General features: G+C 50.1%; 13 protein-coding genes. 9 read left to right on the top strand and 4 right to left on the bottom strand.

Annotated features, from left to right (window positions below; translation table 11 throughout):
- Window positions 1–281: 281 nt before the first annotated feature.
- From JTP09_RS06350 to JTP09_RS10340, 8 genes are all read left to right on the top strand, one after another.
- Window positions 282–1,130, top strand: a complete 849-nt coding sequence (locus JTP09_RS06350) for a Cof-type HAD-IIB family hydrolase (RefSeq protein WP_239478953.1) — start codon at window positions 282–284, stop codon at window positions 1,128–1,130.
- 165 nt (window positions 1,131–1,295) lie between these two features.
- Entirely contained in the window at window positions 1,296–1,478 is a 183-nt protein-coding gene (locus tag JTP09_RS06345; protein ID WP_204877618.1) for a hypothetical protein, read from the top strand.
- Between the two features lie 469 nt (window positions 1,479–1,947).
- Complete coding sequence (locus JTP09_RS06340; RefSeq protein WP_204877617.1) at window positions 1,948–2,652, top strand: hypothetical protein; 705 nt, start codon at window positions 1,948–1,950, stop codon at window positions 2,650–2,652.
- Entirely contained in the window at window positions 2,649–3,614 is a 966-nt protein-coding gene (locus JTP09_RS06335) for a hypothetical protein (protein ID WP_204877616.1), read from the top strand. The genes JTP09_RS06340 and JTP09_RS06335 overlap by 4 nt, the downstream gene beginning before the upstream one ends.
- Window positions 3,607–4,923, top strand: coding sequence for an MATE family efflux transporter (locus JTP09_RS06330; RefSeq protein WP_204877615.1), 1,317 nt, complete (start codon window positions 3,607–3,609; stop codon window positions 4,921–4,923). The genes JTP09_RS06335 and JTP09_RS06330 overlap by 8 nt, the downstream gene beginning before the upstream one ends.
- Complete coding sequence (locus JTP09_RS06325; RefSeq protein ID WP_204877614.1) at window positions 4,920–5,222, top strand: hypothetical protein; 303 nt, start codon at window positions 4,920–4,922, stop codon at window positions 5,220–5,222. The genes JTP09_RS06330 and JTP09_RS06325 overlap by 4 nt, the downstream gene beginning before the upstream one ends.
- A gap of 39 nt (window positions 5,223–5,261) precedes the next feature.
- Complete coding sequence (locus tag JTP09_RS06320; RefSeq protein WP_204877613.1) at window positions 5,262–5,873, top strand: hypothetical protein; 612 nt, start codon at window positions 5,262–5,264, stop codon at window positions 5,871–5,873.
- A 403-nt stretch (window positions 5,874–6,276) separates the two neighbouring features.
- Window positions 6,277–7,203, top strand: a complete 927-nt coding sequence (locus tag JTP09_RS10340; RefSeq protein ID WP_204877612.1) for an AEC family transporter — start codon at window positions 6,277–6,279, stop codon at window positions 7,201–7,203.
- Here the strand turns inward: JTP09_RS10340 and JTP09_RS06310 are convergent.
- From JTP09_RS06310 to JTP09_RS06300, 3 genes are all read right to left on the bottom strand, one after another.
- The gene (locus JTP09_RS06310) at window positions 7,200–7,814 is read right to left on the bottom strand and encodes a recombinase RecJ (RefSeq protein ID WP_204877611.1); all 615 of its coding nucleotides are present in this window, start codon (window positions 7,812–7,814) and stop codon (window positions 7,200–7,202) included. The genes JTP09_RS10340 and JTP09_RS06310 overlap by 4 nt on opposite strands.
- A 30-nt stretch (window positions 7,815–7,844) precedes the next feature.
- Complete coding sequence (locus JTP09_RS06305) at window positions 7,845–8,558, bottom strand: hypothetical protein (RefSeq protein WP_204877610.1); 714 nt, start codon at window positions 8,556–8,558, stop codon at window positions 7,845–7,847.
- A 124-nt stretch (window positions 8,559–8,682) separates the two neighbouring features.
- The gene (locus JTP09_RS06300; protein ID WP_204877609.1) at window positions 8,683–12,411 is read right to left on the bottom strand and encodes an AAA domain-containing protein; all 3,729 of its coding nucleotides are present in this window, start codon (window positions 12,409–12,411) and stop codon (window positions 8,683–8,685) included.
- 693 nt (window positions 12,412–13,104) lie between these two features.
- Here JTP09_RS06300 and JTP09_RS06295 point away from each other — a divergent pair.
- Window positions 13,105–14,226, top strand: coding sequence for a CAP domain-containing protein (locus JTP09_RS06295; RefSeq protein WP_204877608.1), 1,122 nt, complete (start codon window positions 13,105–13,107; stop codon window positions 14,224–14,226).
- A 110-nt stretch (window positions 14,227–14,336) separates the two neighbouring features.
- Here the strand turns inward: JTP09_RS06295 and dacB are convergent, their stop codons facing one another.
- On the bottom strand, window positions 14,337–15,710 hold the full coding sequence (gene dacB, locus JTP09_RS06290; RefSeq protein WP_204877607.1) for a D-alanyl-D-alanine carboxypeptidase/D-alanyl-D-alanine-endopeptidase: 1,374 nt from the start codon (window positions 15,708–15,710) through the stop codon (window positions 14,337–14,339).
- Between the last annotated feature and the right edge of the window lie 91 nt (window positions 15,711–15,801).

Here is a 15,801-nt window from a genome sequence, read left to right as displayed (position 1 = left end):
CCCCCCCCCCCCCCCCCCCCCCCCCCCCCCCCCCCCCCCCCCCCCCCCCCCCCCCCCCCCCCCCCCCCCCCCCCCCCCCCCCCCCCCCCCCAGCGATAAAAGTACCCTTGTATGGCACTTTCGGGCGTCCTAAGGTGAAGCAACCGGTGAAAGGGGCAACGCGCGTCCCCCTACCGCCAGTCTCAACACCCCCTTTTCTTCATGTACCGTTTACCACCGCGTTACGTGCAGGTAAGCGATAGGCTTAGAAGATAGTAGACACTGAAGAAATGGTGAACACAATGATTGAAAAGATGCGCGTACACCCGCCCGTCACCAGCGACTGGGCGAAAGAGGACGCCACCTATCTGGTGGCAATTGATATCGACGGTACCCTGGTGCATCACGACGGCACCATGAGCGAGACCGTCAAAAAGGTGGTACAAGAGGTGATGGCGGCGGGGCACCACGTCATTGTTTCCACCGGACGCTCGCGCCAAGCTGCTTTCCCCATTGCCCAAAAGCTGGGTCTGACCGACGGGTACATGGTCACCTCAAACGGTGCGGTCACCCTAGAACTCAACCCCCGCCTTATTGACGGTTGCCGGGTAGCAGACAGCGTTGTTTTCAACCCCAGCCGAGCTCTGCACCTTCTTGCCGAGAAAGTGCCCTACGCCCAGATGGCGCTGGAATCAGAAGACGGCACTATCTATGCCACCGCTAATTTTCAGGACGGCTCCTTCGGTGCAACTTCAGTGCCTGTCACCAAGGATCAGCTGCTGCAGATGGACGCCGCCACGCGCGTCGTTATTTTCGCTGAAGACGTCGATCAGGACGAGTTCAAGCAGGCTATCTATCAGGCTGGTCTGCACGGTGTGAACTACGCGGTGGGGTGGAGCGCATGGCTCGATATTGCCGCCCATGGTGTTTCTAAAGCATCAGCCCTGGAGCAGTTGCGCCGCCAACTGGGGGTGGATCCCGCTTACACTATCGCTATTGGCGATGGGTATAACGATAAAGAGATGATTCACTGGGCAGCGCGAGGCGTCGCCATGGGCGAGGCACCCGATGAGGTTATCGCCGTGGCGAAAGAAGTGACCCTGAGTGTTTATGAGGACGGGGTCGCCCACACCCTGGCAAGCCTGCTGTAGGAGGCGTCCGTGCTACTGAGAGGGCTGATGTTTCAGATATACCTGAAATTTTCTTTCTAGGGTGGGGAGGAGGGCGACCGGCGCAGACTAGGCAGGTCTTAACCAGCGTATAGAGCGCATTGCCCATCAACTGGTGCAGCAGGTTCTTACACGAAAGGACGCTCGATGAAACAGGCATTTATCGGGGCTCTGCTCTATGACCCCGATTGCGGGTTCTGCGAAAAAAGCGCCTCTTTTACCCAAAAATACCTGAATCTTGCGGCAGAGGTGAAGCCTGCCTACCCCGACGAGCTGGTTGCCTACCGTGTAGACCGGGCGCGCTTTGAGAGCGCCATCCCTTATGAATAACCCTCACACAATCCAAATAAACCCTTGTGTGATGTAGATTGCTATGGTAAATTTTTTTCCAATGAGGCATAAATACAATAGTTAATTCCAGGAAAATTAAGTAAATATTTAGCTGATACCTGTCTATTACATTTGATGTGTAGTCCTCATGGAAAGGAGGTGAAAAAATGAACCAAGAACTAAATCTCGACAACGTTGAAATGATTCTTGAAGAAGTTACTGAGGAAACTCCGGCGCTGATTCGGCAGGGAAACGTTATTCGTTAGAACGCAATAATTTATAGTGTGTCGCATTTTGGATATCTCTAAAATGCGACACAATTTCCCATTAAGGAAGAAATGAAAAACAATACGAAAAAGAGAGATGGGAAAAACTGGGATGGCGTCAGGCTTATAGATACACAAGAATATCTTGGAACTACCCATTCAATGACTACTCATCTAATGGTCAATCATTAGATAAAAGACAAATGATGGATTATGAAAAAATTCAAAATGATACGAAAAGATACATTGAACCTAAAAGCGATAACTATATAGATTTACCTAATTTCGATGAATCTCTTCACATAGTAAGTGAACCATCTTTTGACAATTTAGATATATTTGAAAAGGCAAAAGTTGTGTCGGCATTAGTAGCATTTCCAAGAGGTAAATATCTGTCTAAAACAAATGGAACTGATCACCTAAGCAGAACCAGTCCTTCAGGGGGAGCGCGGCATCCTTCAGAGCTTTATTTAATTGTAGTAGAAAGCGAATTTTCTGGAGTTTATCAAGTTAGTATTGGCACCGAAGACCTTAGAAAAATTTCTGAAGCTCCTACAGTAGAGAAACTTAAGAAAAATATTCCTGGAGCTTTTAGATTACCTGTTACTCCTAAATTAATTTTTATAGTTGCATCAGACTTCGAGAGGAATATGTATAGGTACAGGGAGCCTCGTACTTTTAGGACTTTATTTTATTATGCAAGGCATCTAGGAGGCCTAGTGGAATCTCTGATGGATACCGGGAATACAATTTCTCATGGGCACCAAGGATTTAATGATAGTTATTTGCAAAGAATTATATCTTCTGAGAGTCTTGCATCGGAAAGCCCCATATACATCATTTCTGCCGGATACAGAATAGCTAACTCCAAAGAATTACAAGTAGGAAAATCGTTTATATCAAAATGAAACTAACAATTATTTCTCAGTATAAATTTAATAATGGTAAAGTTTTCCTAAACCCACTTGGTTCATCAAAAAAATATACAATTGATGCTAAAAAACTTGAAATTTCAATTGCAGAAAAACGTTTCGATTTTCGAGGATTAGATAAGGACATTATTAGTTATAAAAAATGGTACGAAAATGGCTGGGGTGAAAGTGTCCCATTTTACTTGTCAACACTTGACGGCAAATATGAGGATGCTGGTTGCAACTTTAATGATGTGCATAAAAAAGTATTGGCTGTCTATGCAGATAAAGATGAATTTCCGTCTGAATTAATCCCAAATTCAGAAACTGTATATGAATTAAAAAATGATATAGATCAGAATTTTTCCAGAAAAGATATTCTTGTTAACAGAAGAACTACTTACATCCCTCAAGGTTCGCGTTTAAAGTACTCTGATATTTCTCATATTTTACTAGACGGGTTCGATAAATTAAGTGAATTTAGAACGATAGACAACCAAAAGAATCCCTTAAATGCATTAGTAAATTTTGGGCCGTCTTTGGATGTATATGTTGTTGTTTACTCTGTTGAAGGGATGGATGAAGGAATCTATAGATATGATTTGGTCAATAAAAATTTATTGCAGATTGATAACAAAGCAGATCGTAAAGAATTTCAAGAAGCCTTAGTCGGCCAGCCTGCACCCTTAACATCTAGCGTATCTGTTATTTATGTATCTGACATAAAAAGACATCAGTGGAGGTACCGTCATGAACGTGCACTACGTGGCTTGTGGATTGATACTGCAAAAGTTACAAATGAGTTGCTTTGGAAGTTGGCATCACTGGCAATAACTCCGCATATAACACCTGCATTCAGGGATTCTAGAATCCTTGGATTATTGGGACTACCTGCTGATCTTAGTTATCTACCTGTATATGCTGTATCATTCAAGGGGTCAGAGAAAAACCATGAATAGCAAGAATAAAACTAAAAATAATTTACTTAAATATGTCTGGCCTTCTCTTCTTGCAGCTTTAGGAAGTATAGTTGTTGGTTTAACAGATTCAGCATTAATTTCTTATTACTCAACTTATGCTCTTGCGGGTGTATCCTTAGGAGCTTCATTCTATGAGCTTCCAGTAAATTGTATTCTCGGTGCCTTAATGGCCTATAGAATTCTCGCACCACGAGTAAACTCTGATTCGAGTCACGAAACTATTGGAATAAAACTATTTTTTAAAATATTTGTTCCTATTTCGCTGTTTATTTCTTTTGTGGGTATAGTATTTTCAATACTGATTTATCGAAATAATTCTGATCCTGTTTGGACCGCTGCACTTTTATACTTTGCTGCTAGAGTACCTAGTCTCGTTGCCGAAACTATCTCAACACTTGTGGCAATACAATTGGTTTCTTGGGGTAAAACAAAAGTTCCAATTATCATATTCTGTATAACTGCTCCATTTAATTTAATTATTGATCTTTTTCTTATCTACGGATTATTTTTCTTTCCTGAGTTAGGAGTTTTTGGGGCAGGTTTAGGAAGCGCCATCGCTTCATTTATCCCTCTTGCATACCTTTTCATGGTATTCAGGAAGGAAAAGAACAAATACAATAAAAAATCAGAGATCATCGTTAGTAACTATAAAGGTTGGGAAAAAATTTCTTTACCTTCACTTGGTTCTGCTTTCGTGGATTACGGAGGTAATATAGTTTTTACAGCATTGATTTCTGCTGCTGGAATTATTGAACTGGCGGGAATGAGATTTGCTATTCAATTCCATATAGTTATTTTTATAATAATATCGAGCTTCTCTGGTGGAATTTTATTTGTGCTGGGCAGTAAGCATAAAGAAGAAATGCGAAATGAAGATTTTATATCTATAAAAAATTATATAGATAAGGTATTTGCTAAAGTTTTTGTCTTTACTCTTATTCTATTTATTTCTTTCTGTGTAATTTTTGGGCGCTTTGTATCTCCAAACGAGGAGGTTGTTCATGCATTTTACAAACTAGCTATATTCTTAGTACTTATCATTCCTTTTGCCTGTATTGCGTACTCAAATATTACGCTGCAGCGCTTTTATGGAATTACTTTAGATGACTTCAAATCCAACTCTTTGGCAGTCTGGGGAGTTCAAATTCCTGTTGCGCTTCTTTTGTTAAACATGTTTTCTGGTATCTGGCCTTTTACTGGACTCCTTGGGTACTGGATTTTTAGAGCATTCTGGAGTAGGAAGCAGGTTAGAACTAGGTTTTATAAGGCGTGTGATCTAGAAAATTGAAAAATATTGCATATACGAATCCTATAGATCATCTAGTTTTTGGTGAGTGGTGGAAATATGACTACGAAGGTGTCCTTCATGGCCTGAATAGAGATAAAATAATTTTCTACAAAAGCCTACTTGCTGAAAATTTATCGAACCCAGAACTCTATCATTTTGGTAAAAGTAAACCGCTTAATAATAGTAAGTTAGAATTTAGTTACTCATTTATAATTAATTTGTTGAATTTACTTGAAGATGAATTCTTGGAATCTCGAGAAATTGTAGCTAACAACTATAATAGATATTTAGATAGATAGGAATTCATTGGCGATACCCCTCTGGAAGTTATTGATTCATTGAAAAAAATTTATAAATATAACCTCCCTGAAAATCAAGCAAGAATTATCGATGAAACAAATTTTTTATTTTCACCGCCTGAGCTAAATAATAGTGTTGATTTAGCTTGTTTTGTGCCAATGCCTGACAGCCATCAGCCAGTTATTTTGTTAAACCCTGGTATTATTAAAAACTTTAGCAAGGATAAGATGTTTAGAATGAAGATATCATTAATTTTTGCTCATGAAGTTGTAGGGCATGCTCTGCAGCATCGTCTACAGGTTATTGATAACACTGATGGGATGTTTCTTGACTATGAGCTCATGGAGGGGTGCGGCATTGTTGCTGAGAGTTCTTTAAGGTTATTTGGTGATTTTGGTAAAGCTGCTGCTACTTTATATAAAGTCAAACGCATTCTCACTTTTGCTTTTACTATGCTTGAAAATCCATTAATCTATCAAAAGATTATTTCATTTAAGGAAATTTGGCCTGATTTCTTTTGCTCAGATGATTTTAATATTTTCAGACGATCTACCCGAAGACATTCAGAAGGAATATTGAAAACATATTTAGAGTTTAATAATTCATCAAGCACTTGTGAAATTACTCCATGGAAAACCATCACCAGATAAACTGTAGTCTCAGTCAAATTTAAATAACTATGGATATGCGTAATAATATTTATTTTACAATATCTCTAGTAGCATGTAAGAGTAATCTTCCAGCTGCCGAGAACGATCCCTTTTGTAACCGCCGAACGGCAGCTAGCATACGGGGCACTGGGTATCGGGCCTGCCCTACGCACTAGCGGCACTGCCTGGGTACGCTGGGCGGGGGCGCTTATGGTGAGCTGGCCCGTGCGTCCTATCGCTGAAAGAGTCTATGCGCTCATTGCTACCAACCGTTACCGCTTACCCGGTGCTTCCGGGGCGTGCGCCCCACCGCCGTCTTTCTAGTCTGCTTGCTTCATAAAGATTCGGTACTCACCGGTAAACTCTAGAATAATGGGTAACTGAGGTGAACAGGGGTGCTAACGTGGGCGGTATTTTAGAGGGCTTTGCCATTATCGGCATCGTGATTCTGGTGGGTTACTGCGTAGCGCGCCTGAAGATTTTACCCAAGGACGCAGGTTTCACCCTCAACCGCTTTGCCTTCTTCGTGGCGATGCCCGCCCTCATGTATACTACCCTCGCAACCGCCGATGTCAGTATCGTTTTTTCCTCCAGATTACCGGTGGCTGCCTTGAGCTTCACTCTTGTTGCAGGGCTTTACACGCTGATTTTCGGTGTGTTACTGCGGCGAGGGGTGGGGCGCGTGACCATGGGAGCAGTCTCTTCTGCCATGCTGAATGCCAATAATATGGGTGTGCCCGTGGCGGTCTATATCTTTGGTGATGCCGCGCAGATTGCCCCGATTCTGCTCTTCCAAATTATTGTGGTGACACCCATTTTGCTGGCAATCATGGACGTTATCGCCAACGGCAGGCTCAGGCTCAAAGACGTCCTCACCCAGCCTGTGCGTAACCCCCTAGTGATTGCCTCCATGCTGGGAGTTACTACCAACCTGGTGGGTTTTCAAACCCCCAGCGTTGTCATGGAACCCATGGAAATTTTGGGTGGAGCAGGTATACCCCTGGTGCTCGTTTCATTCGGTATGTCTTTGCGCGGTAGCACTCCGCTGACGGTGGCTGACCAGCGCCTTGAAACTATTACTGCGGCGCTGTTCAAGGTAGTGCTCATGCCCCTGGTCGCCTACCTCTTAGGCCGGTTCGCTTTTGACCTGCAACCCGATGATCTTATTGCCGCCGTCATGCTAGCAGCCCTACCCACCGCACAGAACGCCTACAACTACGCCTCGCGCTATCAACAATCTGTGATTCTGGTGCGCGATATCGTCCTGGTCTCAGCCTGCATATCTCTACCGGCAATGCTGGTGATTTCCTGGCTGCTGCACAGCGTTTAGGGCTTAATAAGACCTGAGTTCAGTTGCTTGAGAAGACGGTAGACCACCGCACGTGAGGCGATCTCTTCGTGCCAGGACGCGCGGTTCAGCGCGCGACTGACTGCCTGCGACGTAATACCCAATGCTTGGGCGACCGCTGCGGTCTGACCGCGTACACCGGGTATCAGTAAGTCAATGACGCGGTTTTCTGCAACGCTGCGTTTGGCAATGACGCGATAAAGCAGGCGCATCATGCCGGTGAGGTTCTCTGCTAACCCCTGATCGTCAGCACAGACCGCCACCGAACGCACGGGCATGCCGGTGCGGGCTAACTCAACAGCGCGGCGTGAGAGCTGTAAGCCCTCCCCACTACATTCGGCGGTGGAGACAGCGCCCAGAGCACCCGCCAAACGGGGCACCTTCACCTCGCCCACCCCAATACCAATCCAGAAATTTTGGTCGCGGGCAGCAAGCGCGAACGTTGAATACACCTCTTCGGGGTGTGCGAAAACTCCCTGAATTTCATCGTTGTGCAGGGCAGCAAAAGGCACGGCGGGGTCAAGGTCATTGAGCCGCTTGAGCAGCGGCGTCACGTTGTTGGTTGTGCGTGTTATGAGCGTGAGAGTATACATAGGTTCCTGAAGGTGCGAAGTGCGGGTGTACTATTCCCAGAAAAGCGATTCTGTGTCTACCCCGGCAAGGTAGAACTCTTCTTCCAGAGCCCCCCGGCAGATCATGGGTAAGGCAATGGAACTCATGCGCAGGTCGTACCCCAAATAGGCAGTGGTTTTCTCAAAACCATCGCGATAGTGGGCTAGCTCCAGGCACAGCTGGTGGACTCGCTCTAGGTCATCGGCAGAGCCCAACACCCAGAAAGAATCAGGGTCAGTCAGCTGAAACAACCCGACCGGTTGGCCTGCCCTCTCGCGTCCGCGGGTGCGTACCCAGCCGCCTATATTGCCCGTGCCTTGAGCCGGTGCCACAGGGTCAAAAAACCAGCTACGAGCGTGAGACATCCACCCAGGAACCTCCGGCATCAGCAGTTCCTCACCCTGCGCGGGCCAGCTCATCTGGTCAAACAGCGGCGACTCAAGGGCGCTCCAGAACTCGTCCTCGGTGAGCTCAACACCCACACTGTTCATCATTTCCTGCATGCGCGAGCTTTCTTCAATCAGCTGCGGTTTGTTGCCCTCAATATCATCATCGAGCTGGGCTAAATACACCTGGTCCCAGTAGGTAATCTGCGGGTGGTAACCCTGTTCTTTCAGGTTGTGGGCAATAATATTCAGAAACCGCGGCTCGCCCAGGGCAACGCTGCGCTCACCAAAATGAAAGATATAGGGGGAACGCGAGGCGTGGGTAGGAACAAGTTTCATCTGCGTTCCTCCTTTAAACGGTCGCGATCAGGGGTGTGGTTCATGGTTTTCTCCTTAGCTCACAGGTAGCCCTGCGCTGCTTCTTTCTATCGTAGCGGTTTGGAGTGCGGTTATTTCTGTAGGCTTACCCCAACTGTTTGAGCTTGCGCGCCCGCGCGAGCAGGCGGGTAAATCTGCCCAGGAGCAAAAGCGCGTCCGGGGTGGCGGGTAGGTACTGGGTGAGGGTGGGTGCGTGAACGATAACGGCACACCATTTACCGCGTGAAATAGCAACATTGAGGCGGTTGGGTGAGAGAAGGAACTCCGCGCCGCGGGCTGAATCCCCGGCGTTGGAGGCTGCCATAGAGACCAGCACTACCGGGGCTTCTTGCCCCTGGAACTTATCGACGGTACCCACACGTACGTCCTGCAAACCTGCATGAATCAGATGTTCCGTGATGAGATCAACCTGAGCGTTGTAGGCGGCAACCACCAGAATATCGGCAGGTTCGAGAGGTCTGGGCTGGGGATTAGTAGTATCGCCCACCCACTCTAAACCGAGAAAGCTGAGTGCTAGTTTCACGATTTCTTGGGCTTCTTCACTCGACGCGGTGGTGTTACCGGTGTGAGGTACCGCCAGGGCATAAACTCCGGGCAGACGCCCCTGCAAGGACCGCTGTTCACCAGCCGGTGCTGAGCGCAGTTTATCGCTGTAGGAAAGTTGCGAGACGGGGCTGGTAAGCTGCGGGTGCATGCGCCAGGTGACATCGAGAAAGTATCCCAAGGTATCGGGCAGAGTGGTGTGCCCGGCAGAGAGCCAGCCGAGTGCTGATTCATCTACGGGGTAGGGGTGTGAGCCCTGGGTGACCTGGGGGAGCTGCTGGGGGTCGCCAAGAAGCAGCAGGTTGCGAGCTGCCCGCGAGACAGCAAGGGTGTTCGCCAGTGAATACTGCCCTGCCTCGTCAATGACAAGCAGGTCTAGTTCTGCTTCACTGAACTTGCTGCGGTTGGCAAAGTCCCAGGCGGTGCCACCAAAGAGTACCCCCGGTTGTTGCATGAATTTGCCAATGTCGAAGGTCGAAAGCTCCCACCAGCCGTGGGGGTTGGGGTCTTTGCCGCGTTTTTGGGCCTTGGCAATGCGTGCGGGTGGAATCTTACCGTTGCTGATGCACCCGGCGAGCATGTTATCAACCACCGCGTGGGATTGGGCAACGACGCCTACCCGCCAGCCATCGCGTACGAGACGGCTAATGACGTGTGATCCCACGAAAGTTTTCCCTGACCCTGGTGGACCCTGCACCGCCACATAAGAGTTGTCGAGTTCTTTGACCGACCGGTAGATAGCCTCTGCGGTTGCCATGCTGCCCTGAGCCTCAACGAACTCCTCTGGGCGCGGTAGTGAAAACCCGGTGGTGAGCTTGGGCGGACGCTTGCGCAAGATATCTACCCCGGCATGACGCGGCAGAGTGGGCAGGGCTGAACCCACGCGCAGGGCGAGCTCTACCAGTGAGCCCTCTTGCGCCGCTGTGTGCAACGGGGCTGCCGGGGTGAGGGCTATGGGCAACTCGTGGAAGGGCTGTGCTACTTGCGGCAGGGTTTCCTGCAAGACCACCCGCACTGTGACAAACCCTGCGGAAATTCCCTGCTTCTCAAAATCTAGAATCTCACCGGTAAAGTGTCCCGCTCTATCCATGACGCGCGGTAGTGCCCCCGTGCCATTAGTGGCGGCAAAGTGGGTAGCTTGAGCCATGAGCATCTCTTCAAAGTAAGACGGCAGCGGTGCCCCGTACATCAGGTAGAGATTACGCTCGCCCACCTTTAGTGAGGAACCCTCAGCCATGCGCGCGCGTGCCTCAATAATACGCACCATCGATCTTTTACGCGGGGGAACATGCCAGTTCTCCCGCACCGCGATGCGATCAAAAATAAGGGTATTGCGGGTTTCTGCCCAGTCTTCAACGGGTGCCGCCAGCCGGTCGAAATGATCCCACCAGAACTGCTTACGTTCACGGCGGTGGTAACCGGTAGCAGAAGCGACCATGGCAACCGCCTGCTCATCAGCGCTCAAATCAGCATCTGGCCCCAACTGATCCAAATAGTTATGCAGGGTGAGCTCGGCAGCTGACGCTGTTTCTTCTGCATCCACCTGGTTGGCTTCTAGAAGCTCAACGGCAGCCAGCACCTCAGGTTCACGCTCATACTCGCGGCTCACGTCGCGTTCTGCCAGCCCCAGCAACCACTGACGCAATTCCACCAAAGACGCGCAATGCCGGTGAGCGCCTTCAGATAAGGATGTCAAAAACTGCTGGGCTGATTCTTCCTCACCCACCTCTCGCGCCTGACAAAACTCAGCGTAGGTGATAGCCAAAGCACCCGCGTCCTTGGCTTCGCGAACCTGAAAATTCTCACCTTTGTACAAAGGTTCTAGCTTCTCCAGACCGTAGGAACCCTCAGTAATATGCAAAGACTCCCGCACAGTATCAAAGAGATCAACCAGCACATTCTCACGCAAAAGCTGATCAATAATGTCTTCACCGACACCGTGCGAAGCTGCCAGGTTCCGCAAGGCTTGCTTAGGGGCGCTGGTGTAGTGGTAGATACGCATTCCCGGAAACTGCGCTCGACGCTGAGCAAGGTACTCCACAAAGTTCACTAAAGCGGTGCGCTCTTGAGCGCGCGTATGAGCCCAAAAAGAAGTAAAACGCCCCTGCATGGGGTTATTCGGGTTAGTCTCAAGGGCACCTAATAGGTATTCCAGCCCCCAGCTGCCTTCACTGCCCTGCCACAGAGAATCACCCAGGGTCTCAATAAAAAGATCACCTGCATTAGCCAGCGGCAACCCATCTAGCACCGACCGGTTCATCAGGGTATAGCCCATACTCTTGAGTTCATCACCCTCGCGGTAGGTCACCGCACCGTCAGGTTCAAGGACGCCGGTTTGCAAAGCAGCCTGCACCTTTAGCTTCGCTACAGTACTCGAAAGCTGCCGACCGGCAGGTGCCTCCAACACCGCCAACTCATCAATGGTACGTACCCCAAAGTTCTGCACCAGCGCGGTACGCTGGCGCACGGTCAGCCCGGCGGTGAGCAGCACATCCCGGTGACGCTGAGCTTCAGCAAGACAGCGCTCGCACCTTCCACACTGGCTCAGTGTACTTACTGCCTGCGAGCCCTCCCACCAATGAACCGGGCTAGTACCGCTAGCGCCGTGGGCTGCTACCAGCTGCCTCAGCCGTCTACGGCGGTCAGCTACCACATAGAGCACACTGTCAATATCAAAGAGGGCACGCTCTCCGGTGCCCAGAATAAGCCCGGCATGTGGGGCAACGGAGATGCCGTTTTTGTGTAGCTGATCAGCGTAAGCCGCCAGCTGTAACAGTGCGGTAGCCTTGGCGGTGCGAGCAAGTTTGGTGTCGTAGACCGCGTACGAGTCATCTTCTTGCTTAACTAAGAAGTCCGCGCGTCCGAAAAACTCGCCGTCAAAAAAAGAACCCTGAAAAACAACGTCCGCTCCACCTTTTAGCGTGGCAATCGTTTCGGCGTTCTTGGCGGTGAGTTCCTCAAAGCTGTACCCGTGGCGGGTATCAACCTCATAGACGCCACCGATGTGCCCCGGCGTAAACTCCCCGAACTGCTCGCGATAACCAGCGAGCACCGCAGCTTCGTGGTTTTCGCCGAGAGCTATAGCGCGCTCCAGCATGGAGTTTTCAAGGGCGGGGGAGGGGGCTGATCGACCTAATTTTTCATCGAGTGCCTGAACAATAGCGAACTCACAGCTAGTAGCTGCCACTAAGTCAGTTGCCGAAAAAACGAGGTCTTGAGATTCCCTGCCCTCAAAAGAAATGCGGGGTATGGGGGTATCAACAAAGAACATGGGTGTGAAAGATCTCTTGCTAGGGGGGCGGACGCTATACCCCGGCGCGGGGTTTACTTTCAGCCTAGCAAGGGTGGCTGACATTTTAGGGTTGAATGTGCCGGGTGCAACTGGGGTACTGAGTATCATCGACCTGCTTCGCAGGCGGTGCATCTGGTAGGTGTTTTATGCAGGGTGTTTTGTCGCTTGCAGGTGGGTCTGCCACAGGCAGCGTGGGTAGCTATATGAGGGGTGACGGTAGGCGTTCGTATATTTACATACAAAATAAAAAAGTAATCCTATATTCGATAAAATCGAATCTTTATTCGATAATAGGGTGAAAGATGTTAATGTTTGGTGAAGATTGCCGAGATTTTTTGAGGTCTATTAAGGGGGCAATTTTTATCAAATCTATATATTTGGTGGGGTGTAAATGCCGCCAAAGGGTGATTCAAAATCAGCGCGTCTAGCGCGCCGAAACCACCAAAACCCTTGTAGATAAAAGGTTTTATGGTTTTGATAAGCAGTATTTCTTTTATTCTTGTTGAGGTAGAGCCGTAGAGAGCGAATACGCAAAAATATCGAATAAATAAAAATTTTTAAGAGGTAGCGCAAAAGGTCACGATTCTATAAACTGTCACAAACAGAACGTATCCCTGATAGTCAGAGCCCCTCGTTATCGGCTATCGCGAGATGAAAGTGCTTTACCTATCAATGAGTAACCCCATCACCCGCTTGTCCCCCACCCGCCGTCAATTTGGCGCTCTTGCTTTGGCATCAGTGGCAACCACCGTTGCTGGCGCAACCGCTGCTTCTGCTGCGCCCTCAGATCTACGCTCCGTCTCAGCAGCCCAGCGTGAAGCTGATACTCAGGCTTTACTGAAACTGATCAACGACTACCGTGCAGCTCACGGACGCGGTCCCCTGCGTCACTCAGCTACACTGGCAGCTATTCAGGAGCCCGAGGCTAGCCGTCAGTTCACCCAGGGGTACATCTCACACGGCACTGCCTTTTTGAACGATGGTCGCGCATCGGGCTACTCCTTCGCTCGTGAAGTCATCGCTCTGTCGTACAACAATGATCTCGGTCAGCTGATGTATTTCTGGAAGAACTCACCTGCTCACCGCGCAGCAATCCTTGCCCCCGAAGCTAACGCAGCTGGCATTGGTTTGGCGTACGGTCATGGCAGAGGCTTGCCCTGGCGCGTCCTGGGTAACGTCAGCATCTACCGCTATGAGAACGGACGCGGCCCTGCAGACTTGCGCGGTGCCGTATCACGCGGTGAAGTCGCTCCTACCCCTGCTCCCGCCTTTGCCCTTCGCGGTGGCATTGGTGCGGCTTACCACTCCTACGGTGGTCACGCCCGCTTCGGTCACCCCATTATGAACGAAACACTCACCAGCAACGGTGGTTACTACCAGCGTTTTGAGAAGAACGGTGATATTACCCGTTTCATCTGGTCAGCTGATACTGGCGCTCACTTTATTCGCGAAGCCAGTGGTATCGGTTCGTACTGGCTCAACAACGGTGCCGAAAGTGTTCTGGGATTCCCGGTTATGGAGGAGCGAGGCGGTCTGCTTAACGGAGGCACTCACCTGGTGTTCCGTCGTGCAGATGGTTTGCGTAACCGTGTCATTTGGAGCCCCTTCACCGGAACCTCCCACGTGTATGAGAACGGCGCAATTGGCAACCATTGGCGCGTTACCGGTGCCGAGCGTAACCTGGGCTACCCCACCACCACTGAGTACTGGGACCGTCACGAGGTCAAGCAGCACTTCTCCAGCGGTGCAACCATCGCGTGGAGCTCCATCGACGGTTCGGTAGCTGTTCGGTAGTTTTACTCAATATCCATTCCCTTGACACCTCGGTAAGTATCTTCACCTCTCATATTTTTTTAGGGCGTATCCCTAGCGTGGCGAAGACACTTACCGAGGAGTTTCATACCCTACCGGCGTCCGGCAATAAGTGCCGCGGCGCGGTCGAGGGTATTTTTTGCTTGGCTGGTGTTATCGACATCGTTGGTAATGATAGAGAACACCAGCACCTGCTCACCGGGGGTGACAGCGTAACCGCTGAGTGAGAGAACGTCGTTGAGCGTGCCGGTTTTAGCGCGCACGTACCCTTGAGCGCCGCTTTCGTCGGGGTCATCGAACCGGCTGGTAAGAGTGCCGGTGCCACCTGCGATCGGTAAAGAGTCAAGACCGTGAGCGGTGCCGTGCTCGTTCTGCATCATGCTGGTGATGATTTCGGTGATGAGCTGGTTGGTGACCTTGTTGGTGGGCAGCAGACCGCAGAGGTCTTTAAGGGTTAGCCCCTGGGTCGTGAATCCGTCGTGGGTGAGTACTTCTTCAACGTGGCTAATGGCACCGTCAATGGATCCCTCTTTGCCGCTTTTGAGGGCGGATGCGCGTCCTAAGGTTTCTGCGAGCAGGTTATCTGAGATTTGCATCATGTAGGCGCTCTGCTCATAGACGGGCGCTGATTCTACAGTGCTGAGCTGCTGGGCATCCGGTGAGGCGGGTGTATTGTCACCGGTGGTGAAGCTGGTATCTTGCGGTGCCAGGGCGTTGAGAGCGTCTATGAAAGCTCGGTGGGCACTGTCAGCGGCGTTGTCGTAGCGGTTTTCGGTGGGGGCACCGTTTGCGGGAATCGAGTGGGAGTAGAGGGCGATAGGGTGAACGTCTGAGACAAAGCCCGATGCAGTGTCTTCTTGACTCCACTTGGGGTTGGCGGAGGGGCCACTGAAGGCAGAGGTATCGAGGTTCACTTCGTAGGTTCCAGAGCCGCCCTGGGCTGTCAGCGCGTTGATGGTGTCTTGCGCTAGGGTCTGCAGACCGGCACGCCCCACTATCGACTGCGGATCAGAAACACCGGTAGAAAGCAGGGTGTCACCGCCTGCTACCAGGGTGATGGTTTCACCTTCGAGCACGGTTGATGTGGTGAAAGTGTCAGTGGGTGAAAAGGTACGTAGCACGGTGTAATCTATCAAGAATTTGAGGTTGGACGCTGGGGTACGCGGCTCTGCGTCATTGCGGCTGTAGAGCACTTCACCGGTGGCGGGGTCTTCAACGCGGGCGCTTACCGTTCCCTTGAAGTCTTTAAAAATATCGTCGAGCGCTTGGGCGAGAACCTGCGCGTTGGTGGTACTTGAAACCTGCGGGGGTTGCGGTGAAATGGGGGAGTGGGTGGCGTAGCGCGGCTGTGCCTGCTCTTCAAGGTTGTTCGCTGCAACCATCTGTGGAACAGCCCATACTCCAGCGCCTACACAGGCAAGAGTTGCAACACCGGCGAGGGAACCTATAGCTTTTTGTGATACCACGCTTTGACCTTTCTCAATTACTGCTAAGAGCCTACCGGCTATCCCTGCCCAAGTACATTGCCCCGTGCGGCAGGTACACTGTTGCCCCGTT

This window comes from Rothia sp. ZJ1223, from assembly GCF_016900985.1.
GTDB lineage: Bacteria > Actinomycetota > Actinomycetes > Actinomycetales > Micrococcaceae > Rothia.
The sequence above is the reverse complement of the archived record's forward strand: the minus strand, read 5'-3'. Positions and strand labels throughout refer to the sequence as shown.